This window comes from Reichenbachiella sp., assembly GCF_039941815.1.
Lineage (GTDB): Bacteria > Bacteroidota > Bacteroidia > Cytophagales > Cyclobacteriaceae > Reichenbachiella.
In genome coordinates this window covers 283,778-308,275 of sequence record NZ_JBDVDW010000023.1, presented here as the reverse complement: position 1 = coordinate 308,275, position 24,498 = coordinate 283,778, and the positions used below count along the sequence as shown (strand labels likewise).

Sequence of the window (24,498 nt, the reverse complement as noted above, 5' to 3'; positions counted from 1 at the left end):
TGATGAAAGCTATAAAGCGCAAAGAAAGAGTCACTTATATTGAAGAGGCATAGCACCGCTATGGTGATTCAATAAATATATGTTTAGTGTCTATTTCAAAGTGCTTTATGATTGGAATAGATTATCTAATGCATATTTCAGGTTTAAGTCTTGGGAAAACTTAGAAGTAGCTGGCAAATCCAAATTGGAAACCTGCTGTTTTTGATACCGGATTCCCGAGAACGTCACGTTCCCAATGTCTTCTATAGTTGATCCTTAGTAATGTATTGCTTGAAAATCGAAGGCTTAGCCCAGGCACCAGTGCGTATATATGATCATAAATATTAGTACCTGTTTCTTCAAATTCGTCTATGTTGTAATCGATATATTCCACTCTGTTGATCACGTTGAGGGTCACATCCTTCCAGCCCAATAGGTCTTTTTTCATGATGGGGTAGATCATATCCAGATGAGTACCAAACTGACGGCTTCCAAACTGCTGCCCATAGTTGTTGGGAATATCAATAGCTGCCCATGCAGTCTCACTGATTAATTGAAGTTTGGCCAGTTTAATATTGAAGTCTAAAGCAAAAAGGCTTGCTCTCCGTTTCTCTTCCACCGATTGCCCTTCTATCTCGAACTCGTTGTAGATGCCAGTATATCCGGAAACACCAAACTCACCAAGTCCTGAAAGGCTAAAGGCAACTCTACTTGATACTGCAGGCACTCCATTGTTGTCTTCTGCGAACATATCTTCCGATTTTCCCGCTCCAAAAAATGTTCTGTTGTCCGTATTCGCAATCACTCCATCCTGCAACCCATTAGTCAGGTAGAGCTCATAGGTCATTTTATGTTTGCCTACAGGCACTTTTCCATAAAAACCTAATCCTACCTCTGACAAGGTAGATGGAATCACCTGAGTAGAAACCAGCGGCCGGTCAATAAACTCCCATTTAGGGCTATCATGATTTTGATTAAAATAACCTATTGGCGGCAGCAAGATTCCCATTCTAAAAACCAGAGCGGGATGAATCTCGAAATCCAACAGCGCGGTCTCGAGGGCAATTTCTTCAGTGCCATGCTCAAATTCCAATTCAGAAATAAATTTGATCCTTTCGTGTACGCTGGCAAAAATAAAGATGTTGAATCGCCGTAGCTCCATGCTGTAACCATCAGAAATACCATCAGTTGTAAAATAATTTGTATTACCCTCAATATATCCACCAATAGACGCAGAAGAAGCTCCTCTTTGAGCTTCATAAATAAAGGGTCTGTTGAAAATCGCCTCAAGGTTTGTATAAGTAGAATCTCTGTCTTGAGCCTTCAGCTGCGAAACGATTAAAATCGAAAGTAAGAGTATGGTCTTTAAGATTTTCATGATATCAGGATTCGCTTAACAGGATTAGGTGATATAGATAAAATTAGCGTCAGAAGTAACCTTAAATTTCTTGAGGTCATCTTCTGCTGGACCCGTAATTACCTGGCCCTTATTGGTAAACTCGCTACCATGACATGGACAGTGTAGCTCCTGTCCAAAGGGGGTTACTTCGCATTCTTTGTGCGTACACAGCATCAGAACCGCAGAATAACCATCTCCTTCTTGTACTATGTAAATTGGTGCGGGTAGTCGGTCATCTTTGATTATGACCGAATCCCTATCTTCGAATTCGGACTTAGAAATCTTGATCGATTTGTTTTCTACAGAAAAGCTGGCATAATATACTTTAGAGCAAGAAGCCAGCATACTGCCACCTGCAACAGCTCCCAAACAAACCATGCCACTGTTTTTAAGAAATTCTCTTCTTTTCATAGTTTTAAAGTGACTCTAAAAACTTGATGACAAATTCTTTATCCTGATTAGAGAGCACAGAGAACTGTGTGGCTGCCTGCTCGGCCTCTCCGCCGTGAAGAATGATTGCCTCTTCTATACTTCCAGCCCGTCCATCGTGCAGCAAAAAATAATTACCCCCTTGGGCATCTGGTGATAGACCAAGTCCCCAAAGTGCCGGAGTTTTCCATTCTGAGGTAGTAGCCGTTCCTTCTGTGTATCCATCGTCCAGACCTGGTCCCATGTCGTGCATCAGCAAGTCTGTATAGGGGTGAAATACTTTGTTTGCCAAAGCTTCTACTGCGTGATCCCCTGTTCTAAGGGTAGGCAAATGACATGACGTACAACCGATTTGCTCGAAAAGCATCTCACCTTGCTGGACTTGATTGTCGTTTTGATTGCGTCTGACTGGGGGTTTCAAAGTACTCAGATAAAAAACCACCTGATTCACTGTTGCGGTAGATACTTCAGGGTCATCAACCTGACTTATCGGAATATCAGCTTCGTTGTAGTTGATAGGATCTTCTGAATCAAACTCTGAAGTGATGCCCATATCCTGCTTGTAGGCACCTACGGTCTGCATGAGCAAATCGATCGCTCCCGCCTTTTTGCCAAATCGGCCTATGTATCTCCCGTTATTGGCAGTATGATATGACCCGGGCGTAAAGAATTCGGGTGGAGTAATATAATTGGGGACCCCTGATATTCCATCACCGTCTGCGTCGTCAGGATCAGCATTGGCCAAAAGATCACTATCAGAAACGGCCTCCAGCAGCCCCAACCCGGTAACCGCTGGAGCTAAAAAAGTGGTAATACCTGTAGCAGAAACAGGAATGGACTCAGGTTCGAACCCAGGAATGGCTCTATTCTGCAGTTGTGGACCACCCATGCCTAGCATATGATCAAAATTGCCACCATCGAATCTACCAAATCTAACCAGTGCCGACGACGGATGGCCTTTTCCATCCCCTGGGTGACAGGCAATGCACGAAGAGATCACGAAATAAGGGCCCAAGCCAGTATCAGGAGTAAAAACTTCGGCAAAAGCTTCATCTCCGGCAATAAACGTTCGAGTCTGAGCAGCCGAAAGACCATCAATTGGACCATCTAATACTTCATTTTCGGCAGGAGCCTTAGGCATGATCTCATCGCAGCTCTGAAAAATCAAAGCTACCAGGGTATACCACAAGATTTTTTTCATTTTTACTATTCTAATAATATTTTAATGCAAATCTAGTAATTTATTTAGATCAGTCTAAAAATATGATTAGAAATATCTACAAACCTGACAAATGGGTGAGTGGTCAAATTCGCTTCATTTCATCAAATAAAAAAAGGGCCCTAAAGGTCCTTTATAGTATTCTGTAGGTTCAACAACAAATCATTCCATATAGGAGAGTGAAACCGTACCGTCTGAAGCATGCAGACTAACCAGCTTACCCCCTCCTCGGATTTGCCCTTCGACCAAGTGATCTTTGGCCGTACCTGAGAAATTGTCAAGCTGCGTTCTGATCGTCTCTCCACGGAGAAGTAAATCCAGGCCTTGATTATTAGGAACAGTCACTGCGATACCACCGTCAGAGGTCCTCAATTCTAGATTATCATCCAGTCTTAACATATTACCTTTGATTTGACCATCTGAGGTACGTGCGCTCAGTGAACCTTTCAAGTCTCGAAAAGTGATATTTCCATCGGAGGTATTTAGGGTCATTTTGCCGTTAGATTGAAGCAGACGTATATCGCCGTCGCTACTTCTCAATTTCGCATCCCCAATAATGTCTTCTCCTGTCAGATTTCCATCGCTGGTTACCATATTCACATCACCCTTGACACCACGGATGTCTGCATCGCCATCTGAGGTTCTCCCGTCAACATTGCCCTCTACCTGTGTCAGTTCTATGTCGCCATCACTTGTGACTGGTTCCACGTCACCATTCACCCTATTTATAATTATATCACCATCAGACGTCCGGGCATTGACTCTACCATTGATCTTGGACACATATATATTCCCGTCACTTGTATACAATTTTTGATCGGCTATGAGTCCTCTGACATCGATATTCCCATCGGAGGTGTGCAAATCGGTCATTGTTTTGAAAGGCGTGTATATCTCGAAAGACACATTGATTCTGTCTCTCCAATCGATCATTCGATATTGAAATCTTTCCTTGACAGAAATTCGTAGAAAGTCTTTTCCTGAGGAAATTTCAATAGTAAATTCTTCTTCAAGCTCAGATCTGGTTATGTCCAATACTTCCTTATTGCGTTCTACAATGAAGAATACTTCTATTTCATTTTTTTCGGATGGGAAAACTGCAATGTTTCCATCACTCCCGGTCACTTCCAATGATGGCGAATCCGAGACTTTGTAAACTTCATTGAATGAAAATTTACTTTTCTGAGCAAATGTGAAAGAGGTGAATGAAGCGAAGATCAGTAGTAGTGCTACACGTATTGATTTTTTCATGGCTTTTATGTTTGTAGTAAATGACAAACCAAAGACCTATTAAATCCAAAGGGGTTGCACGACTTGGGTATTAAATATTGTTTCTTCGCTGAGTAATGGAAACGGTGGCTTTATTGCATACTCCTTTTATAGGTGGATTGTGCTTGCTCACAGCGGTACTGACTTGAGTAATATCTGGAAACTGCCTTAAAAGTTCTTGACAAATAGCTGAAGCAAGGGTTTCCAGAAGCTTAGTGGAGACCGACATGACCGTAGAGACGGTGAGGTAGATGTCTTCATAGTTGACCGTATGATTCAAATCATCGTCGTTAAAGTTGACCTCATCGAGATCAACTGATACATCTACCGTATATCTATTACCTACTTTTCTTTCTTCATCATAGTACCCGTGATGAGCAAAGAAGTCTAGACCTTCCAGCCGTATTGTCGTCATTAATTAATCTTCCAGTTCGTCAAAAAAGGACAATCCACCTTCTACCACCGCTTCTTTCTTTGGTGCTGATCTTGCTTCAGGACTTGGAGCGGGAGTTCTGGCTATTGGATTCTGCTCTGAGATGTAGTTTTTCTTTACCATTTCTGCGTCAGATTCTTTGTTTTCTACAGGAGCTGCCTTTGCTTCTTCCGGTTTGACTGGCTTTATCTCATCGAGTTGAATAGATTCTATCTTAGAAAAGCTTTCGTCTGAGTGGTTGCTTACCTTCTCCGAAGTCTCTCTGAGCAGTTGTTTTACCTTTTTAACATGGGTTTCAATGCCAGATTCCTGGTATTTGATCTTCTCTACCTTGCTCATTACGTCGCCAGAGAGGAGTTTGAGTTGAGAAATGATGTGATCTCGTTGATTCTCAATAATGCGGTAATTTTCTTCAAGCCCTTTGACTTCGTTAGTCATCTCTTCCATGATATCGCGGGCTTCCATCTCAGCTTTCTCGATGATAGTGCGTGCCTTATTTTTGGCGTCGCTGATCATGGCATCTGCGTTGATTTGAGTTTCTTTCATGTGCAGGGTGGCCGTCTTATTGGCTTGATCGATCACATTTGCACCGGTGTCTTCTGCCGTTTTCAGCGTTTTGAAAAGGGTAGTTTCCACCTCTCTAAGCTTCTGTACTTCTTTTTCGAGTTTATCTTGCTGAACGTTTAAAGCTTTCTTTTCATCAAGCAATCGTTCCCATTCATGCGATAGGGATAATAAAAAAGCTGCTACCTCGTCTTTGTCCAGTCCTCGAAAAGACTTTTCGAAAGTCTTTTGTCTGATTTCTAATGGAGTAATTTTCATGTGCCTAAAATTTCTGTTCAATGCCGCATGCACTGTCAATTATATCAGTTTTATGCGTCTTTTGATCGTTTAAATAAACACCATAGGGATCAATTATGATTGAATCACCTCATCCGAAAGATGTCTTTTTCAAGCTATTTTGACTACTAGTTTTCTATACCTAATACTCTCAATATACTTTTTAATTACGTAAAAAATGGTAGTTTATTTACTTAAGGGCGGCTTATATCTGCAATAATAAACATTATTTTTCAATATTTATACGCCATACGCCAATAGAACGGTCATCACTACAGGAGATCAAAAGATCTTCGTGCTCAAGCCAAAGCAGCTTATTGACCGATGACAGGTGACCTTTATGTCTTGCCTTGTCTACTACTTTGATTAATTTGCGATTGGCATAGTCCCAAATTTTAATAGTCTTATCCATGCTAGCCGTTGCCAGATATGCACCATCTTGTCGCGCTACTACATCATTGATTGCATACATATGAGCATTGATTGACTGATCCAGAGACAGCTCATCTTCCGTATTCCAGAATTTTAATCTGGCATCTCTGCTTCCACTTACAAGCGTATCACCTTTAGGCAGAAGTGCAAATACCGAATTGTCATGTGCCTGCAACTCACTGACCAGAGTAAAATCGGGTAGCAGATATTTACGAATAAAACCGTCGCTTGACGCTACCAGACAGGTATTGTCTCCTTGAATAAGTAGATCTCGAAGATTTTGATCACATACTTCGACTTCTTTAATAACTCTTAGCTTTGGAAGGTCGATCACGTATACTTTACCTTCTCCTGTGGCCACAATCAGTAAATCTCCAGCTACTCTCATGTCGAAAATAGCCGAAGTTGTAAACTGCAGCGACCCAAGTTCTTTGTTGGAAAGTACGTCTATCAGGTGGATGCCTTCGTAGTTTTGTGCGACTATCAGCATGTGTCTTTCTGGTACCAATCTGATTGAATAGACAGAGGCTTGAACTTTAGCAATGAGGCGACCGCTATCTGATGTATTCAAATCCCACTCTACGATATTTCCGTCTCCACCAGCGGAATAGAATAAATGAGGTTCGATACCTCTCTCTAGCGTATAGACAGCATCTGAATGACCTGTATAAGTGATAGGTTTCTGAATTTCAACCATGCTTAGGTTAAGCTAGGGCAGATTTGATCTTTTCGGCAGTTTTGGCCAATTCATCTGGTGTAGGTTTTAGCTTGGGACGTGCAAAGTTTACATCATCCATGCTATTCATTGGAATCAGATGTACATGAGCGTGCGGCACCTCCAGCCCAATCACTGATACACCGATTCTCTCACATGGAATGGCTGCCTGAATGGCTATGGCCAATTTTTTAGCGAAGAGATGCAATCCACTCAAAGTGTCATCATCCAGGTCAAAGATATAATCTACCTCTAGCTTCGGGATGGCAAGACAATGTCCTTCCATTAATGGATTGATATCCAAAAAAGCCAGGTAGTTTTCGTTTTCGGCTACTATATGTGCCGGAATTTCTTTGTTGATGATTTTGCTAAATATGCTAGCCATGTTTTAGATTCCTATCTCTAGGATTTCAAATTCTATGTTGCCCGCAGGCGCTTCTATAATGGCGGTATCGCCTATTTTCTTTCCTAGCAAACCTTTTCCAATTGGTGACTTGACAGAAATTTTCGCAGCCTTAAGGTCTGCTTCTTCCTCAGCAACCAACATGTAGGACACTTCCATTCCGTTTTTCTTGTTCTTGATTTTCACCTTGGACAAGATAGATGCTTTGGAAGTATCTATTTGTGATTCATCAATTACTCTGGCGTTGCCTACAACAGCTTCAAGCTTTGCTATTTTCAGTTCAAGTAGACCCTGAGCGTCTTTTGCTGCGTCATACTCAGCGTTTTCACTCAAGTCTCCTTTGTCACGGGCCTCTGCTATTTGCTTGGCTATATCCGTCCTTCCATGCGTCCTCAGCTCGTTCAATTCATTTTTTAATCGCTGAAGTCCTTCTTCTGTATAATATGATACACTCATGTTATTAGATTTATAATAAAAAAGAACGGTCTCATCACTGAAACCGTTGCTTGATATCTTCTTAAATGTCTATGTAAATGTAAGAAATTTAATGATTTTGTTAGACTAAAGCCCTCCAAACCAACGATTCCTCTTACGCATTATTTTGTTTTTTGATCAAATTCAGGGCTGACCCGGCTTTGAACCATTCAATCTGTCCTGCATTATACGTATGATTTGTGATAATTGAATCCTCGGATCCATCCGCATGTTTTGCCACTAACGTCAATGGTTTATTTGGGGCGAAATCTGTCAGATCAGTGAATTCAAAAGTATCATCTTCTAATATTTTGTCATAGTCAGCTTCGTTTGCAAATGTCAACGCCAGCATTCCCTGCTTCTTCAAGTTTGTTTCGTGAATTCTTGCAAAAGATTTTACCAGTACGGCTTTGACACCCAAGTGTCTGGGCTGCATGGCTGCATGCTCACGTGACGAACCTTCTCCATAATTATGATCTCCAACTACAATGGTCGGAATACCTGCGGCCTTATAGGCACGCTGAGTGTCAGGAACAGCACCATATGAGCCATCCAATTGGTTTTTGACCTTATCTGTTTCACCGTTGAATGCATTTACAGCACCGATCAGCGTGTTGTTGGCTATATTATCCAGATGACCTCTAAACCTCAACCATGGGCCAGCCATAGAGATATGGTCGGTGGTACATTTTCCTTGTGCTTTGATCAAGAGCTTAGCTCCGGAAATATTTTTACCATCCCAAGGCGCGAACGGTGACAACAGCTGGAGTCTCTTCGAATCTTCTGCCACTGAAATCTGAACACCAGATCCGTCTACTGCAGGCTCCTGATAACCAGGATCCTCAACGTCGAATCCTTTGGTCGGCAGCTCATCGCCGGTCGGAGGATTCAGTTTTATTTGCTCCCCAGATGCGCTTGTCAAGGTATCCGTGATTGGGTTAAATCCTAAATCGCCAGATATCGCAATGGCAGCTACCATCTCGGGCGAAGTCACAAAAGCATGTGTATTAGGATTTCCGTCCGCACGCTTGGCGAAGTTTCTATTGAACGAATGAACTATCGTATTTTTCTCTTGTTTGTCTGCACCAGCACGAGCCCACTGTCCGATACAAGGTCCGCAGGCATTCGTAAATACCTTAGTGCCCATCTTTTCGAAGGTCTCTATGATTCCATCTCGTTCGATAGTAAATCGTACTTGCTCAGATCCGGGGTTGATTCCAAATTCTGCCTTTGGAGTGATTCCATGAGCTACAGCTTGCTCTACAATAGAAGCTGCTCTCGACATGTCTTCATACGAGGAGTTGGTACATGACCCTATCAAACCCCACTCTACTTTGGTTGGCCAGTCGTTGGCTTCTGCCTTAGCTCTCATTTCGCTGATAGGCGTGGCAAGGTCTGGAGTAAAAGGACCGTTGACATGTGGTGATAAGGTAGAAAGGTCAATTTCGATTACCTGATCAAAGTATTGCTCTGGGTTGGCGTATACTTCATCATCACCTGTTAAATGTTCCTTGATTTCGTTAGCCAATTCAGCAACTTCCGCTCTGTCTGTGGCTCTAAGGTATCTCTCCATGGACTCGTCATATCCGAAAGTAGAGGTGGTCGCTCCTATTTCAGCACCCATGTTACAGATAGTACCTTTACCTGTACAAGAGAGGTTTTTGGCTCCTTCTCCGAAATATTCTACAATGGCTCCAGTACCACCTTTAACGGTAAGAATCCCAGCTACTTTTAGGATTACGTCTTTAGCAGACGACCATCCGTTTAATTTGCCTGTTAGTTTGACTCCGATTAGCTTAGGAAATTTAAGCTCCCAAGCCATACCTGCCATTACATCTACGGCGTCTGCTCCTCCTACTCCTATGGCTACCATGCCTAACCCTCCGGCATTGACGGTATGAGAATCAGTACCTATCATCATCCCACCCGGGAATGCATAGTTTTCCAGCACTACCTGGTGAATAATCCCAGCTCCTGGCTTCCAGAAACCGATTCCATATTTATCAGATACTGATTCCAGAAAATTGAAAACTTCGTTTGATGTGTTGATGGCATTTTGCAAATCTTCGTCTGCGCCTACTTTCGCCTGGATCAGGTGATCACAGTGAACGGTCGTAGGTACAGCTACTTTTACTTTACCTGCCTGCATAAATTGCAGAAGGGCCATTTGAGCCGTGGCATCCTGACATGCTATTCTATCCGGTGCAAAATCAACATATGACTCTCCTCTCTTGTAGGTCTCTTTGGGCTGACCTTCATATAGATGTGAGTACAATATTTTTTCTGCCAGAGTCAACGGTTTGCCCGTTAGCTCTTTGGCTTTGTTGATTCTATCACCCATTTGGGAATAGACTTTCTTAATCATGTCAAGATCAAATGCCATAATTGCTACTTTTAAGTTGATATTTAATTATAAAAATTAATTTGGAGGGTCAAATGTTAATTTTTAAGGAGGCAAAATTACGAAGTTTTAGTTCGAAATCATACTCTGATACTTTAAAAAAGGGGTATGACTCTTAAATAACGTACCTAGAAACCCCTCATTTACACATTAAATCTAAAATGCATCACATCTCCATCTTGCACTACGTATTCTTTTCCTTCTATAGCCAATTTACCCGCCTCTTTACATCCGTTTTCTGATCCATACTGCACATAATCAGGAATCTTAATGACTTCAGCTTTGATAAAACCTTTTTCAAAATCGGTATGAATCACGCTTGCTGCTTGCGGTGCTTTCCATCCTTTTTTGATGGTCCATGCTCTGACCTCTGTAACTCCAGCAGTGAAATAGGTGATCAAGTCAAGTAGATCGTAGGCCGCCCGTATAAGTTTGTCCAGTCCTGATTCCTTCAATCCATATTCGCCAAGAAACATTTCTTTTTCTTCCGGATCGTCGAATTCGGCGATCTGAGATTCGATGGCAGCACTTACCATTACAACTTCGGCATTTTCACTAGCAATAGACGCTTTCAATGCCTCCACATGTTCGTTGCCTGTAAGAATCGAGGATTCTTCTACGTTTGCCACATAGATTACCGGCTTCACTGTAAGGAGTTGAAGGTCACTTATAGCCTCTTTTCTGTCGTCTGTAAGTTCGATGGATCTGGCATTTTTTCCAGACTCAAGCAGGGTCTTGTATTCCTCCAGGACGGTCAGTGTTGCCTTTAGTTTGGTATCTCCTGACTTAGCCATTTTGGCTATTCGCTGTATTTTTTTATCTATGGAGTCTAGATCTTTAAGCTGTAGCTCAGTGTCTATCACCTCTTTGTCTGCTACAGGATTGACTACACCGTCTACATGAACAATGTTGTCGTCGTTGAAACATCGGGTGACATGAACGATGGCGTCTACTTCACGGATATTGGCGAGAAACTTATTGCCCAGGCCTTCTCCTTTACTTGCTCCTTTCACCAGACCAGCAATGTCCACAAACTCAATGACGGTAGGTAATACTTTTTGTGGATTGACCAGTTTTTCCAGTATACCCAGACGCTCATCGGGAACTGTGATCACACCTACATTAGGCTCTATGGTACAGAAAGGAAAGTTGGCAGCTTCTGCCTTAGCATTTGATAACGCATTAAAGAGTGTTGATTTACCAACGTTTGGCAAACCTACAATTCCGCATTGCAATCCCATTTATATAATATTTTTTGATACTTGAAAAATCCTGTAGCTTTTGAATCCTGATCTGATTTCCACCACTGATACACGAATAATTGTGTAGACTGGGATGGCTGCAATCATGCCTGGAATACCTGCTAAACTTGCGGCCGCAAAGATAACAACAAAAATCTCTAATGGATGCGCCTTTACACTTTTTGAAAAGATGAGTGGCTGGAGTAAAACGTTGTCAGTTGCTTGAACTACTGTAAATACCGATGCTATCTTGAGAATAAGAATGACTGTCACCTGATCGAAAGCAAAATGTCCGTTGGTAGATAGCCCAACGATGACTCCAAAGATAGCCCCTAGCAATGGTCCCATATATGGGATTAGATTGGCTACAGCCGCAAACACTGCAATGGTGAGCGCATATTTAACTCCAAAGATCGAGAGGCCTAGTCCGGCAATAGAGAAGATAGCCATCATCTGAAGAACTAATCCAATCAGGTAATTTGAGAGCAGGTGCTCTATTTTGTGAATCGCAGAAATGAAAAGTTCGAAATATTGATTGGGCACAATGGAGATCAGCCTTCTACTCAACAATCCATTTTCAAGCAGTAAGAAAAAGGTAATAAATGAGATGGCTAATACACTTATAAAGAAACCACCGGTAAAGGTCAGCAGGTTGTTGATAATATCTCTAAAGTTCAGGTTACCGGCGAACTGGAAGACATTGGATCGGATAGTTTGCGTAAGACTATGTTCATCTTCACTGACTAGATTGTATTCGATCATAAAATTTTCCAATGCGACAATTGGTTGCGATAAGTTGGAGTATACTTCATCGAAACTGACGTTGGAGAGTACATTGACTTGCTCTAAGATGAGCGGGATAAATAAAAGGATGAAAGAAAAAACAACTCCAATCACTGCACAGTAGGAAACCAGAATAGCAAGTACTCTTGGTAATCTAACTCTAAAAATATAAGTACGACTGATCAGATTGGTAAGCGGCCTGAGTATGGTGGCCAATACGATAGAGATGCAGATATAGATAAATATGTCGCTGAATAACCATGCGCTAAAAACAAATAATGCAACGGTCAGGACAATAAATATGAGTGTTCTTCTGATCATGGTCTAAAAATAAAAAAAGCTCTCGGTGTACCCAAGAGCTTTCTGGTTTCTTATAAGTGGAAATGATTTAATCCCACTTCAATTCGCTATCATCACTTGACTGTACTGTCTCTGTAGCATTTTCAAATTCTTCTTTTTCTTTATCAAATTGCTCAAAATCTACTTCCGGCAATAATTCTTCTTTCACATGGTTCACACTGTCGTTGAGGGCTTGTACAAATTTATTAAAGTCTTCTTTGTACAAGAAGATCTTATGCTTCTCGTAGAAGTAACCATCGTCTTTGTAGCGTCTTTTGCTCTCCGTAATCGTAAGATAGTAGTCGTTAGAACGTGTGGCTTTTACATCAAAAAAATACGTTCTTTTACCCGCTCGTACTCTCTCAGAAAAAATTTCTACTCTTTCCTTATCCTTATGATCTTCCACTATTCTTCGGTTTATTTAAATTGAAAGAATTTCGATTTTGATGATTATTAAAATTCTTTAAAAGCTTTAAATATACTGTTTTTTATTTCACAAAAGCAAATCACAAGATATATTCTAAGCAAGATTAGCGCAAGCATAAAATTGAATTAAAAAAATCATTTTAAAAGGGTACTATCGTTAGAAAATTGGTAACACTCCGGATCATTTCTATCTTACGTCCGTTGACAGAAAAAACAAGAAAATTGTGAAGCTTAATTTAGACATCAATAAACTTAAGGAATATGCTAATGTAGAGCTTTTAGCTCGTCAGCTGGTCGAAGGTTTTATCACCGGATTGCACAAATCCCCCTATCACGGATTTTCTGTCGAGTTCGCTGAGCATAGGCGTTACAATTTTGGCGAAAGCACTCGTCATATAGATTGGAAAGTTTTTGCTAAAACGGATCGTCTATACACCAAACGGTATGAAGAGGAGACTAATCTGAGGTGTTATATCGTGCTGGATACTTCTTCGTCCATGTATTACCCAAAGCCGAGTTTTGGGAAAATCAGATTCTCCATATTGGCCGGAGCCGCTATCTCCTTTTTACTTCAAAGGCAGCGCGATGCAGTAGGTCTATTCTCTTTTGGGGAGAAAATAAACTTTCAGTCTGATACTAAATCTACCTCTGCCCATGTGCACAATCTGCTGACCAAGTACCAGCAGCTCTATGAGCAGCCTCCAGTGCATCAAAAAACCGATGTGGCCAAAGTGCTACATGAAGTAGCAGAAAAAATCCCAAAACGATCATTGGTAGTGATATTTTCAGATATGCTTCAGAATCAATCCAATCAGGAAGAAATATTCTCTGCTCTAAATCACCTAAAACACAACAAGCATGAAGTTCTGCTTTTTCATGTAAATGACAAGGAGACGGAGCTGGACTTTGATTTTGAAGATAGGCCACACCGATTTGAGGATCTCGAAACAGGAGAAGTGGTAAAACTAACTCCTACAGAAATCAAGAAGGCATATAAGGAAAATATGGATGAAGTATTTCATAACCTATTGCTCAAATGCTCGCAACTGAAAATCGATTTTGTAGACGCCGACATCAAAGGTGGTTTTGATAAGATCCTAAGCACTTATTTGACCAAAAGAGCAAAAATGAGATAGGCGGTTGGCCTGATTATTTATATTTATAACATGCAAGACTCTAAAGAACTAAAACTTGCCAATGTGGCTTATTGGATGATATTGATGGCTGGCACTGTGGCTATCCTGATGTATTTTCAAAATTTCCTCAAGGTCTTCAGTATATCAATTCTGATCTGGTACATAATCAAGAAGCTGAGAGATCTGGTTAGCAAAATTAGATTTGGGAAGTTTAGGCTGCCCAATTGGATCGTGACGATCATCAGTACTGCGGTGGTATTTCTGGCGATTTATACTATAGCGAGTATCATCAGTGCCAATTTTCAGAGTCTGGCAAACAACTTTCCTGCCTACAGTGATAATATTACCAAGGCTCTCATAGGACTAGAAGATTTGCTCGGAATCAAAGATTTAGATGAGTCCTTCCTGGAGCTTATCGGTGAGTATAAAACGAGCATTGTGCTGTATGCAGGCTCATTTGCAACGCTGGTTGGTCAGTTTCTTATTATTCTGATCTATGTAGTTTTCTTGCTACTGGAAGAAAGCCTGTTTCAACAAAAAATCGAAAAGGTACTCAAGACGACCAAAGCAGGTATCAATATTTATGGAACCATTCGAGCCGTCACCAACTTATTTGATGACTATCTATCAGTGAAGATTTTCACCAGTTTTCTGACCGGGCTTTTGAGCTACTTTGCGCTTTTGGTGATCGGAATTGAACTGCCGGCGCTATGGGCATTTATCATTTTCCTCTTCAACTTCATCCCTTCGATTGGGTCTATCGTCGCCACACTGTTTCCTACATTATTTGGTTTGGTTCAATATGGTGAAAGTAGTGTGGGGCTGACTGTGCTAATAGCGGTCGGTGGAATTCAAATTCTGGTTGGTAATTTTTTGGATCCCAGGCTTATGGGTGATCGATTGAATATTAGCCCATTGGTCGTCCTGCTCGGACTTACGCTCTGGGGATTTATGTGGGGTGTAGTAGGTATGATTTTGTCTGTCCCAATTACGGCCACATTGATTATCATCTTTGGCCAATTCGACAATACCAGGCCTTTGGCCATTCTTCTATCTAAGAATGGAGAAATACATTTTGGGAAAAAGAAGACCACCGAATAGTTAGCCAGCCTCTTTCATATACTTGTCCAGCATGGAAGCGCATTGGGCCTTGACTTTATTATGCAGATAGTCAGTCCAGCCCAGTAGCAAGCCCGGTGTACCAAGCGCCATTCTGCTCCATTTGTAAAAATCAAAATAGTCCCTATGGCCTACGATGAGACCGTCTCTAAATTCGAATTTTGCGTCGATGATATTGTGGACGTTTCTGCCGGTCTTGGAGAAAGGATATTTTGCTTCCCAATCTACACCACCATATTCATTCTCTGACCATGCATTCTTATAGGTGATCTCAATATTGTTATTACCACTGAGCAACATGGCCCACATAGCGCAGGTCTGCTCGTAATCCAATACGCCAAAGGCAGGGTCTTCGAATTCCAGTTCCTTGTGATAGCAGGATGCCATAGTTTTTGCATCCTTTTCATTGAAGGCAGTATAAAATTTTTCAATGAGGGCAACGTGTTCTTTATTAAGCATGATCAGACTTTTAATATTTTCTTTACAAAACCATCGATTACTCTGGTCGGTACTAAATTAAGCAAGGTATACTTGAAGAATTTATTTTTGATAATGACATACGTTGTTTTTGGTTTATTACTTGAGTAGGTCTTGAAAACCTTGTTGGCAAAATCATCAGGATGAATAGCATTTTTTGATTCCTTATCTACCAGTTTCATAAACCGTCTCAGCACCTTTCCATAGGCAGTAGGTTCAATGGCCTGCATGTCAGGGTCGATTTTTTCCCAAATCGTAGTTTCGATGGGACCAGGATTAAGCGTGACTGCGTCGATGCCATAGATCAACAACTCCCTCCTGAGTCCTTCTGTAAAACTATCCACAGCAGCCTTTGAGCTAGAATAGGGCGTCATAAATGGCATGGCTCGTTTACTTGCTATGGAGCTCATATTAATAATTTTACCCGGATTGAATGGGCAATTGTGCTGAGCACCCAACAAAGGCAAAAAGGCCTTGGTGACCGCAATGAGTCCAAAAAAATTAACCTCATACTGATGTCTATAGGCATCTACATCCAAAATCTCCGCAGGTCCAGTGACTGCAACTCCTGCATTGTTGATCAATAGTTTTAGACCTTGCCCATCCAGGAGATCCGTCAGTGACTTAGCTGCTTGCTCTATGGCAACACCATCTGTCACATCAAAAATCATTGGCTGAAACGCTTCTCCAAACTCTGCAGCCAATCGATCTGCATCAGACTGCTTTCTGACACTGCCGTAGACGGTGTATCCTTCAGTGATAAATCTCCTCACACAAGCCAAGCCGATTCCAGTAGAGGCTCCAGTAATTAATATATTACCATGGGTCATGTTCGAATATAAGTCCTAATATATGTTTATAAAACGAATGATTAATGAAAATATCAACAGACATAGTAAACTAACTGTAGTAGGCGTGAAACGAAAGTTGAAAACGAACACAAAATGAGCTTCGCTATTGTGATGTATACATAGACGAGGCTGATTCCTCCTCTCATATGGCCAAATTGTAGTCCTGCTAATCACTTGCTTTGCCCCTTGTGCCAGGCACGAAACCCTGGTACCTATCACTTCTTAATCGAACCAAACTATTCTACCATGAAAACACTATGGCTATCGCTGCTCATGCTTATGATGAGTCTACAAATCTTTGCTCAACAGGAAAAATTGGATAAATACCCGGGCAGGCTCTATTATGGCGAATTATCCACCAATGATTTTTTTAAACAGTCTGATTATATATTTGAGGCTACACGGATCTCTCGAAAAGCAATTCCAAATCGTGATTCAACGAAAATAACAACATCTGCCATTTTCGAAATAACTCATGTTTTTAAAGGAGGCAATGAGATTCGTCTTGGAAAAATTGAAATAATCAAAGACTGTGGAATTTTACAAACAGAAGACAAGTCAGAAGTCATCTTAGACTACAATAGGGACAATTGCCTTCTTTTTTCGCCTAAAAGGATGGTATTATTTTGTAAAAAATCTTCAATTGCCTATCAAACTACTGACAATCCTTTTGCTGTTAAACCACTAGACGACTTACCAGATGCGGCCTTTTATTACAAAGAACGCGAACTTCATCCAAGTTTAAATTTTGAAGTCTATGGTTTAGATCACCTCTATTTCACGACCTTCGATGACTTTTACCATTTCATGAAAAAGAAAAAAGGAATCACGGTACCCAGTCAATACCAGAGTTCTAAAAAAAAAGCATCTTTGCCCGTTGGTTCGGTCGATGAGTTTAGCAACCCCAGGTTAGCCATATCCAGAAAGACCGTTCTTCTCATTATTGGCTGATTCCTCCTCTCATATGGCCAAATCGTAGTCCTACTATTCACTTGCTTTGCCCCTTGTGCCAGGCACGAAACCCTGGTACCTATCACTTCTTAATCGAACCAAACTATCCTACCATGAAAACACTATGGCTATCGCTGCTCATACTTATGATGAGTCTACAAATTTTTGCGCAAAATGAATTACAGAAAATGAACAGAGTACCGCGACAAATGTACTATGGCGAGCTCTCGACCAATGATTTTTTTAAAAAATCTGACTATATATTTGAAGGGAGCGTAATTTCACACAAAGACATTGTAAATAACGATTCTACTTTAGTTTGGACTTCTACGCTTCTCGAAGTTACCCATGTATTAAAAGGAAAAGGAGAAATTCAGACTGGCCAGATAGAATTGATTCGTAACTGTGGTCTAGTTTACACAAAAGATAAATCAGAACTCTTATTAGAATACAATTGGGAATCCTGTCTCAAAACTTATGGAAAAATGGTCTACTTCTGCAAGAAATCTCCGGTTGCCTATCAATCCACTAACAATACTATTGCTGTTAAACCACTAGAAAACTTACCAGATGCGGCCTTATATTTTACCGATATGCGTATGTTAAATTTTAAGGTATACGGTCTGGATCACAAGTATTTCAAAACTCAGGAAGACTTTTACCGTTTCGCGGCTAAGAAAAAAGGAATCACGGTACCAAATCAATACCAGGATTCTAAAAAAAAAGCTTCTTTGCGCGTTGGTTCGGTCGATGAGTTCAGCAACCCCAGGCTAGCCATATCCAGAAAGACCGTTCTTCTCATTATTGGCTGATTCCTCCTCTCATATGGCCAAATTGTAGTCCTACTATTCACTTGCTTTGCCCCTTGTGCCAGGCACGAAACCCTGGTACCTATCACTTCTTAATCGAACCAAACTATCCTACCATGAAAACACTATGGCTATCGCTCCTCATGCTTATGATGAGTCTACAAATTTTTGCACAACTTGAAAAATTAGATAAATTTCCGGGTATGCTCTATTATGGCAAACTATCCACCAATGACTTTTTCAAACAGTCTGATTACATATTCGAAGCCATACTCGTCTCGCAAAAATCTTTTCCCAATAGTGATACGAGTGAAGTATGGAGCTCGGCCATTTTCGAGATAACGCATGTTTTTAAAGGTGGAGACGAAATTCATCTGGGAAAAATAGAACTAATAAGAGATTGTGGTGTACTTCGTTCAAAAGACAATTCTCAGATTATACTGAAGTACAATACAGAATATTGTCTACGGTATTCTTCTGAGAAAATGGTTTTATTTTGTAAAAAGGCTTCTACGGCGTATCAAGCTACTGAAAATACCATTACTGTCAAACCACTAGAAAACCTACCGGAAGCTGCATTTTATTACAAAGAACGCGAACTTCATCCAAATTTAAATTTTGAAGTCTATGGTTTAGATCACCTCTATTTCACGACCTTCGAGGACTTTTACCTTTTCATGAAAAAGAAAAAAGGAATTACTGTGCCAAACCAGTATCAGGATTTCAAAAAAAAAACTTCTTTGCGCGTTGGTTCGGTCGATGAGTTCAGCAACCCCAGGCTAGATGCTTTTATGGCTCGGCAGCAGCAGCTGGTAGAGCAGGCCAAAATAAACAGAGCCGGCCAAGCACGACTCAATGGTGTGTCTGCCAGCAATGAATTGGTACTGTCCATCGACAATCAGAGTGTATCGGATGGCTACTATCACTTCGATGTATTTGCCAAAGCCAACCACAACAATACCTACTACAGCAATGCCATTGCCAGAATAGATTTTAACACCAAGATATTTGGCAATAATCTGGAAGCGAATGGCAAGATCACCCTTACTCGAGGCTCCAGCTTTAGTGGTGGCACTTACGAAACTCATGTATACGACGTGTCCGGCTCGCGGGTAAATATTAGCCTCAATGAAAAATATGATTTTTCTGCATGGAATAGAACCCAGCTGACCACTACCCGGGTGAAGCTATATCATGTCAAAATAGAAATCAAATCCACGGCGTCGGACGGCTATGCCAACGTGCACTTTGAAGAACACACTTTCACCGAGTCACTTTCTCTGTATACACCGACCGTCGATGGGGACTATCTCACCACAGATTTTTACGACAAGACCACCTACGTCAACCCGACCTCCTTCAAGATTAGTATTGACCCGGTCATTAATAATTTTACCCCGACGCAGGTAATAGCCGGTGTGGGGCAGGTACTCACGATCAACGGGAAGAATTTTGGTGCCACCACCGGACAGGTCAATTTCCAAAATGCGGACGCTAAGAGTAATACATTTATCAATGGAATAGATGGTTACATCCAAAGCTGGTCTGACACCCAAATCAAAGTAAAAGTGCCTTCTTATGTTTATGATAACCTTTCAATGGAAGAAGTACCAGCTGGAACTGGGATCTTCCAGGTCGTAACGGCAAACAAAAAGGTCGCCACCAGTCCAAATGCACTGACCGTGACCCATGCCATTTTGAACACGAGCATACCCAACGTGGTCAATGATGGGAGACTCTACTTTGTAACAAAAGGTACCACCAATGGTCTGGTATTCACCTTGCATGAGAATCTGGCTGACAATAGCGGGGCTATAGAATGTATAGAAAAAGCACTGTGTGCCTGGTCTGGCTACCTGGGTATGGACATGCGCTTGAAAAGAGACTCGGACGGTAATCTTGTGACCGCTACTGCAGCAAACCAAAGCGGCAGGAATGTAATCTGGCAAAACCCTAGTCGCAACAATGGCATGGGTACCGTCTCAAAAGCAAGCAACTGTGCTATGGACAACAAAGCATACCAATACCGAAAATACAAAAGCGATATAGAGATAGGAAGCCGTCCCGCACCAGGAGTCTCCTGGAACTACCGAACCTCCGGCAAGGTGCCCGCCGGGTCGGGAAGTTTTTACAATGCTTTCCTGCACGAAGTAGGCCACATACTAGGACTCGATCATGTAGTGGATCCTGATGCGCTGATGTACTACGCGATAGATGTGACCTCTTCTCAGCCGATTGCCGATCTGACAACTACCGGTGGGAGTCCACTCGCAGCCATGGATAGAATCTACGACGACAGTCAAAATATTAAATGGACCTGCAAGTCGCTAACCAAATTTAAAAAGAGAGTCCCTACAGTCAAATATTTTGACATCAACCAGGGGGCACCAAAGACTTCAAATATTGCGCGCTATGTCAAGTTGTACAATGCGTGTGGCCTTTGCCCTACGCACTATCGAGCCAGTGAAAATTCTAATTTTGCAGGCTCGGTATGGAAAAATTATGATTCAGAGCCTAAGTTTAAGCTCAGTAAGGGAGCTGGCACCAAGAAAGTATACTTTAGGGTGCGTAACACGCCCTATGTATCAAAAATAAGTAATGACGAGATCCTCTACAAACCCATCATAAGTATGGCCCAAGAGGACTCCATCGACCTGCAGGAGCCAGCTACTCAAAGGGAATTTGTCGAAGAATCATTGTTGGGAGGCGAAGAAATAACTGCATACCCGGTACCCTGTATCGACAAGTTAAGCATTGACCTTCCATTCGAGATAGGTGACGACTATGAAGTACGAGTAGTAGATCTCAACGGATCTACAGTATATCAAAGCTACATCAGCGCTGGAAAAAACGAGATAGACCTTTCTGCCTTGAACACTGGCAGCTATATCATACGACTCATATCCTCAGATGCTGTTTTTGTCAAAAAAATCATCAAACTATAGATCGGTTAGATCCCCATTCACCCCATATTTATTTTAGGGAGGTCAATATATAGACTGGCTTCAAAATGGACCTATCGTCACAGTTTGCGAGACATGAGTACTCCGCATGCTGTGACGATCCATAGACCAATGGATTACTTAACCAGCAATATCAAAATATCTCTCTGGTTTTCCCATCTGGAGATTCGCTAGTGGTATTCAGCTTATTTCCACACGTTTAAGTCAAAGTCATCGGCAAACTGGGTGGCTTTGTCGTAGCCTGCATCATGGTGTCGAAAGATGCCCATCGCGGGATCATTGTGCAGCACACGTCGAAGGCATTTTTCGGCACGCTCGGTCCCATCGGCCAATACGACCATGCCCGCATGCTGAGAGTACCCCATCCCTACTCCACCGCCGTGGTGGAAAGAAATCCAGGTAGCTCCGCCTGTGGCATTTGACATCAGATTGAGCAGTGGCCAATCTGATACTGCATCGGTACCATCCTTCATACCTTCTGTTTCCCTGTTAGGTGAGGCTACAGAGCCACAATCCAGGTGGTCTCTACCGATCACAATCGGTGCTTTCACCTTGCCCGTCCTGACCAGATCATTGAATATCAATCCAGCCTTCTCGCGCTCTCCCATTCCAAGCCAGCAAATTCTACAAGGTATACCTTGAAAGGCCACCTTTTTCTGCGCCTCCCGGAGCCAGTTAATCATGTGCTTGTTTTCAGGAAAAGCCTCAATCAACGCTTGGTCTGTCACATATATATCCTCAGGATCTCCTGACATGGCCGCCCAGCGAAAAGGGCCTTTGCCCTCGCAAAAGAGTGGTCGCACGTATTCCGGCACGAACCCATTAAAATCAAAGGCATTGGGTTCGCCTCCTTGCTTGGCAAACTCTCGAATATTGTTTCCATAGTCAAAGGTCTTGCTTCCCATCTTTTGCAAATCGAGCATCAGCCCGACATGACGTGCCATGCTCTTCAAGGAGAGATCTTTATATTTTACTTGATCAGTTTTCCGTAAAGCAGCTGCTTCCTCCAAGCTCAAGCCATTAGGCACATAGCCAAATACCGGATCGTGCGCCGAGGTCTGGTCGGTCAGTACTTCTGGCACTATGCCATCTGCGATGAGTTTTTCAAGCATATCCCCAGCATCAGCCACCAAGCCGACGGACAAGTTTTCGCCTTTGGCTTTGGCCTCCAGTACCCAATCTCTAGCCTCTTCGTAGGAGTGAGTCATTCGATCGATGTATTTCGTATCCAGTCTCTTTTGAATCCTGGCAGGGTCTATATCTGCTCCGAGGAAAGTAGCTCCGGCCATAGTGGCAGCCAGAGGCTGTGCCCCTCCCATACCACCGAGACCGGCTGTGACAACCAGTTTTCCTTTTAGGCTTCCGCCAAAATGTTTTTCACCACAAGCCACAAAGGTCTCATAGGTACCCTGCAGAATGCCTTGCGAACCGATATAAATCCAGCTCCCTGCGGTCATTTGACCGTACATCATCAAGCCACGTTCTTTCAGTGACTGGAAGTGCTCCCAGTTGGACCAGGCCGGCACAAGATTGGAGTTGGCAATAAGCACGCGTGGTGCTTCGGCATGAGTGCGGACGATTCCTACAGGCTTACCAGATTGTACGAGCAGACTTTCATCATCCTCGAGCTTGAGCAGTAGTTCGATGATTTTTTGAAGTGATTCTACATTTCTAGCTGCCTGGCCGGTACCTCCATAGACCACCAGTTCAGAAGGGTCTTCTGCGACTTCCTCGTCGAGATTATTGAGTAGCATTCTCAACGCAGCTTCCGTCTGCCATGATTTGGCATGAAGCGTATTCCCGACTGGCGCTTTATAGTTGGGATGAGATGCGTATTTCTTAATAAATTCCGAATACATCATGATTGTATAAGTTAATGTTGTGACGATCTGCAGCACTATGAGCAACAGATACAATTTCTTTATTTCTAATTAGATCAGTAGCGATGACCATGTCATCACCAAAAATTCTGTCCTCGGTGGCGAAGCTGATATGCTTTCTGACATGCGCATGCACCTCTTCGAGGATCGCGCTAGATTTCAACGGTTTTCTAAAGTCAAACCCTTGTGCGGCGCAAAACAGCTCCACACCCAAAATGTTTTCAAGATTATCCAGAATCGTATTGAGTTTTCTGCCACCAATAGATCCCATACTGACATGATCCTCCTGACCAAGCGAGGTAGGCACACTGTCCGCACTGGAAGGAAAGCACAACCCTTTGTTTTCGCTGACCAAAGCGGCTGAGGTGTATTGAGGAATCATAAACCCGGAGTTCAGTCCTGTATTGTTCATCAATAAAGCAGGAAGACCCTCCACGTCTCCTTCCAGCAAGAGATAGACTCGGCGATCCGAAATATTTCCAATTTCGGCGGCAGCCAATGCGGCATAGTCTATCGGCAACGCCATCGGCTGACCGTGAAAATTACCACCACTGATTGTTTTATCTACACTGCAAATAATGGGATTATCGGTCACCGAATTTAGTTCAATCGTGAGCATCTCTTTGAGGTGCAACCAAGCGTTTCTTGAGGCCCCATGTACCTGCGGCATGCATCGAAGCGAATATGGATCTTGTACGCGACTACAGTTTTGGTGAGAGTTGATGATCTCTGAGTCAGTCACCAATTTCTCCAACCGGTCCGCCACATAGATAGATCCCTGATAGGGTCTTATCTGGTGCAATTCTTTATCAAACGGTTTCATAGAGCCTTTTAGCGCTTCCAAGCTCATGGCTCCGATGATATCGGCTGTATCGAGACAATTGCTCAATCGCACAAAACCCTTCAAAGCATAGGCTGCGATAAACTGGGTACCATTGATGAGTGCAAGACCTTCTTTCGGGCCAAGGGCTAGTGGTTCTTTATTTTCTTTTTGAAATAATTTTGCCGTGGTGATCCAAGTTCCGTCTACACTGACTTTACCCTCTCCTATCAACGGGAGAAAAAGATGAGCCAAGGGTGCCAAATCTCCTGACGCTCCTACTGAGCCCTGCTGTGGCACGTAGGAAATATAATCGTTTTCAATATGCCAGATGATCCTTTCCAGCGTTTCGAGCGCGACTCCAGAATACCCTTTGGACAGGGCATGTACCTTCAGAATCATCATGAGCTTGGCTACATCTAGCGGCGTCTCAGCTCCGACTCCTACACTGTGGCTACGTAAAATATTTTCTTGCAACTTGCCAGTATCCGCTTTGGAAATAATGGTAGTACAAAGCGAACCAAATCCAGTATTTACACCATAGACTATTCGCTCTTGTTCTGTGATGTCATGTACATTTTGACGGCTGGCCAAAATCTTTGACCTGGCTTCATCATTGAGTACGCCCTGGGTACGGCCTTCTGCAATGTCGTAGGCCACACCTGGGGTCAAATGATCAATTCCGTAATTGAAAATCGTCATATTATATA

22 protein-coding genes are annotated in these 24,498 nt (G+C 42.3%); 5 read left to right on the top strand and 17 right to left on the bottom strand.

Translation table 11 applies throughout. The features are described from left to right. Positions 1–160 precede the first annotated feature (160 nt). The 13 genes from ABJF11_RS04600 to ABJF11_RS04540 form a co-directional block, all read right to left on the bottom strand. Positions 161–1,357 carry a hypothetical protein gene (locus tag ABJF11_RS04600; protein ID WP_348118377.1) on the bottom strand — a complete coding sequence of 399 codons (1,197 nt, stop codon included), beginning with the start codon at positions 1,355–1,357 and terminating at the stop codon, positions 161–163. Positions 1,358–1,381: 24 nt separating this feature from the next. Beyond that, positions 1,382–1,789 carry a Rieske 2Fe-2S domain-containing protein gene (locus tag ABJF11_RS04595; RefSeq protein ID WP_348118375.1) on the bottom strand — a complete coding sequence of 136 codons (408 nt, stop codon included), beginning with the start codon at positions 1,787–1,789 and terminating at the stop codon, positions 1,382–1,384. A 4-nt stretch (positions 1,790–1,793) separates the two neighbouring features. Next, the gene (locus ABJF11_RS04590) at positions 1,794–3,008 is read right to left on the bottom strand and encodes a di-heme oxidoredictase family protein (protein ID WP_348118374.1); all 1,215 of its coding nucleotides are present in this window, start codon (positions 3,006–3,008) and stop codon (positions 1,794–1,796) included. A 180-nt stretch (positions 3,009–3,188) separates the two neighbouring features. Then, positions 3,189–4,277, bottom strand: coding sequence for a DUF4097 family beta strand repeat-containing protein (locus ABJF11_RS04585; protein WP_348118372.1), 1,089 nt, complete (start codon positions 4,275–4,277; stop codon positions 3,189–3,191). Positions 4,278–4,347: 70 nt separating this feature from the next. Beyond that, positions 4,348–4,710 carry a dihydroneopterin aldolase gene (gene folB / locus ABJF11_RS04580; protein ID WP_348118371.1) on the bottom strand — a complete coding sequence of 121 codons (363 nt, stop codon included), beginning with the start codon at positions 4,708–4,710 and terminating at the stop codon, positions 4,348–4,350. 3 nt (positions 4,711–4,713) lie between these two features. Continuing rightward, positions 4,714–5,550 (bottom strand): DivIVA domain-containing protein, encoded by an 837-nt coding sequence (locus ABJF11_RS04575; RefSeq protein ID WP_348118370.1) that lies wholly within the window; start codon positions 5,548–5,550, stop codon positions 4,714–4,716. Between the two features lie 244 nt (positions 5,551–5,794). Then, positions 5,795–6,697, bottom strand: a complete 903-nt coding sequence (locus ABJF11_RS04570; RefSeq protein WP_348118368.1) for a WD40 repeat domain-containing protein — start codon at positions 6,695–6,697, stop codon at positions 5,795–5,797. Between the two features lie 7 nt (positions 6,698–6,704). After that, positions 6,705–7,100 (bottom strand): HIT family protein, encoded by a 396-nt coding sequence (locus ABJF11_RS04565; protein ID WP_348118367.1) that lies wholly within the window; start codon positions 7,098–7,100, stop codon positions 6,705–6,707. A gap of 3 nt (positions 7,101–7,103) precedes the next feature. Then, positions 7,104–7,574 (bottom strand): transcription elongation factor GreA, encoded by a 471-nt coding sequence (gene greA, locus ABJF11_RS04560; RefSeq protein WP_348118365.1) that lies wholly within the window; start codon positions 7,572–7,574, stop codon positions 7,104–7,106. A gap of 133 nt (positions 7,575–7,707) precedes the next feature. Beyond that, positions 7,708–9,975 carry an aconitate hydratase gene (locus ABJF11_RS04555; RefSeq protein WP_348118363.1) on the bottom strand — a complete coding sequence of 756 codons (2,268 nt, stop codon included), beginning with the start codon at positions 9,973–9,975 and terminating at the stop codon, positions 7,708–7,710. A gap of 161 nt (positions 9,976–10,136) precedes the next feature. Then, positions 10,137–11,234, bottom strand: a complete 1,098-nt coding sequence (gene ychF / locus ABJF11_RS04550) for a redox-regulated ATPase YchF (protein ID WP_348118362.1) — start codon at positions 11,232–11,234, stop codon at positions 10,137–10,139. Beyond that, positions 11,235–12,338 (bottom strand): AI-2E family transporter, encoded by a 1,104-nt coding sequence (locus tag ABJF11_RS04545; protein WP_348118360.1) that lies wholly within the window; start codon positions 12,336–12,338, stop codon positions 11,235–11,237. It lies immediately after the preceding gene. 67 nt (positions 12,339–12,405) lie between these two features. Then, positions 12,406–12,762 (bottom strand): DUF3276 family protein, encoded by a 357-nt coding sequence (locus tag ABJF11_RS04540; RefSeq protein ID WP_348118359.1) that lies wholly within the window; start codon positions 12,760–12,762, stop codon positions 12,406–12,408. Between the two features lie 244 nt (positions 12,763–13,006). On the opposite strand from ABJF11_RS04540, the gene ABJF11_RS04535 reads away from it, so the two are divergent. Continuing rightward, positions 13,007–13,918 (top strand): DUF58 domain-containing protein, encoded by a 912-nt coding sequence (locus tag ABJF11_RS04535; protein ID WP_348118357.1) that lies wholly within the window; start codon positions 13,007–13,009, stop codon positions 13,916–13,918. 30 nt (positions 13,919–13,948) lie between these two features. Continuing rightward, on the top strand, positions 13,949–15,019 hold the full coding sequence (locus ABJF11_RS04530) for an AI-2E family transporter (protein WP_348118354.1): 1,071 nt from the start codon (positions 13,949–13,951) through the stop codon (positions 15,017–15,019). Here the strand turns inward: ABJF11_RS04530 and ABJF11_RS04525 are convergent, their stop codons facing one another. Together ABJF11_RS04525 and ABJF11_RS04520 are read right to left on the bottom strand one after the other, a co-directional pair. Then, a complete protein-coding gene (locus tag ABJF11_RS04525; protein ID WP_348118353.1) occupies positions 15,020–15,496 on the bottom strand; it encodes a nuclear transport factor 2 family protein in 477 nt (158 codons plus the stop codon). 2 nt (positions 15,497–15,498) lie between these two features. After that, the gene (locus ABJF11_RS04520; RefSeq protein WP_348118351.1) at positions 15,499–16,344 is read right to left on the bottom strand and encodes an SDR family NAD(P)-dependent oxidoreductase; all 846 of its coding nucleotides are present in this window, start codon (positions 16,342–16,344) and stop codon (positions 15,499–15,501) included. A gap of 267 nt (positions 16,345–16,611) precedes the next feature. On the opposite strand from ABJF11_RS04520, the gene ABJF11_RS04515 reads away from it, so the two are divergent. From ABJF11_RS04515 to ABJF11_RS04505, 3 genes are all read left to right on the top strand, one after another. After that, positions 16,612–17,316 carry a hypothetical protein gene (locus tag ABJF11_RS04515; RefSeq protein ID WP_348118350.1) on the top strand — a complete coding sequence of 235 codons (705 nt, stop codon included), beginning with the start codon at positions 16,612–16,614 and terminating at the stop codon, positions 17,314–17,316. Positions 17,317–17,429: 113 nt separating this feature from the next. Next, a complete protein-coding gene (locus ABJF11_RS04510) occupies positions 17,430–18,128 on the top strand; it encodes a hypothetical protein (RefSeq protein WP_348118348.1) in 699 nt (232 codons plus the stop codon). Positions 18,129–18,241: 113 nt separating this feature from the next. After that, positions 18,242–21,070: a T9SS type A sorting domain-containing protein gene (locus tag ABJF11_RS04505; RefSeq protein ID WP_348118346.1), complete on the top strand. Its 2,829-nt coding sequence runs from the start codon at positions 18,242–18,244 to the stop codon at positions 21,068–21,070. A 203-nt stretch (positions 21,071–21,273) separates the two neighbouring features. Here the strand turns inward: ABJF11_RS04505 and hutU are convergent, their stop codons facing one another. Both hutU and hutH read right to left on the bottom strand, forming a co-directional pair. Continuing rightward, positions 21,274–22,950, bottom strand: coding sequence for a urocanate hydratase (hutU, locus tag ABJF11_RS04500; RefSeq protein ID WP_348118345.1), 1,677 nt, complete (start codon positions 22,948–22,950; stop codon positions 21,274–21,276). Next, complete coding sequence (gene hutH / locus ABJF11_RS04495) at positions 22,928–24,490, bottom strand: histidine ammonia-lyase (protein ID WP_348118343.1); 1,563 nt, start codon at positions 24,488–24,490, stop codon at positions 22,928–22,930. Before hutH ends, hutU begins: the two co-directional genes overlap by 23 nt. Positions 24,491–24,498: the final 8 nt, after the last annotated feature.

Bases quoted from the DNA above. Each gene is read 5' to 3' on its own strand.
- ABJF11_RS04600 (WP_348118377.1), bottom strand. From the start codon at position 1,357: ATGAAAATCTTAAAGACCATACTCTTACTTTCGATTTTAATCGTTTCG.
- ABJF11_RS04595 (WP_348118375.1), bottom strand. From the start codon at position 1,789: ATGAAAAGAAGAGAATTTCTTAAAAACAGTGGCATGGTTTGTTTGGGA.
- ABJF11_RS04590 (WP_348118374.1), bottom strand. From the start codon at position 3,008: ATGAAAAAAATCTTGTGGTATACCCTGGTAGCTTTGATTTTTCAGAGC.
- ABJF11_RS04585 (WP_348118372.1), bottom strand. From the start codon at position 4,277: ATGAAAAAATCAATACGTGTAGCACTACTACTGATCTTCGCTTCATTC.
- folB (WP_348118371.1), bottom strand. From the start codon at position 4,710: ATGACGACAATACGGCTGGAAGGTCTAGACTTCTTTGCTCATCACGGG.
- ABJF11_RS04575 (WP_348118370.1), bottom strand. From the start codon at position 5,550: ATGAAAATTACTCCATTAGAAATCAGACAAAAGACTTTCGAAAAGTCT.
- ABJF11_RS04570 (WP_348118368.1), bottom strand. From the start codon at position 6,697: ATGGTTGAAATTCAGAAACCTATCACTTATACAGGTCATTCAGATGCT.
- ABJF11_RS04565 (WP_348118367.1), bottom strand. From the start codon at position 7,100: ATGGCTAGCATATTTAGCAAAATCATCAACAAAGAAATTCCGGCACAT.
- greA (WP_348118365.1), bottom strand. From the start codon at position 7,574: ATGAGTGTATCATATTATACAGAAGAAGGACTTCAGCGATTAAAAAAT.
- ABJF11_RS04555 (WP_348118363.1), bottom strand. From the start codon at position 9,975: ATGGCATTTGATCTTGACATGATTAAGAAAGTCTATTCCCAAATGGGT.
- ychF (WP_348118362.1), bottom strand. From the start codon at position 11,234: ATGGGATTGCAATGCGGAATTGTAGGTTTGCCAAACGTTGGTAAATCA.
- ABJF11_RS04545 (WP_348118360.1), bottom strand. From the start codon at position 12,338: ATGATCAGAAGAACACTCATATTTATTGTCCTGACCGTTGCATTATTT.
- ABJF11_RS04530 (WP_348118354.1), top strand. From the start codon at position 13,949: ATGCAAGACTCTAAAGAACTAAAACTTGCCAATGTGGCTTATTGGATG.
- ABJF11_RS04525 (WP_348118353.1), bottom strand. From the start codon at position 15,496: ATGCTTAATAAAGAACACGTTGCCCTCATTGAAAAATTTTATACTGCC.
- ABJF11_RS04520 (WP_348118351.1), bottom strand. From the start codon at position 16,344: ATGACCCATGGTAATATATTAATTACTGGAGCCTCTACTGGAATCGGC.
- ABJF11_RS04515 (WP_348118350.1), top strand. From the start codon at position 16,612: ATGAAAACACTATGGCTATCGCTGCTCATGCTTATGATGAGTCTACAA.
- ABJF11_RS04510 (WP_348118348.1), top strand. From the start codon at position 17,430: ATGAAAACACTATGGCTATCGCTGCTCATACTTATGATGAGTCTACAA.
- ABJF11_RS04505 (WP_348118346.1), top strand. From the start codon at position 18,242: ATGAAAACACTATGGCTATCGCTCCTCATGCTTATGATGAGTCTACAA.
- hutU (WP_348118345.1), bottom strand. From the start codon at position 22,950: ATGATGTATTCGGAATTTATTAAGAAATACGCATCTCATCCCAACTAT.
- hutH (WP_348118343.1), bottom strand. From the start codon at position 24,490: ATGACGATTTTCAATTACGGAATTGATCATTTGACCCCAGGTGTGGCC.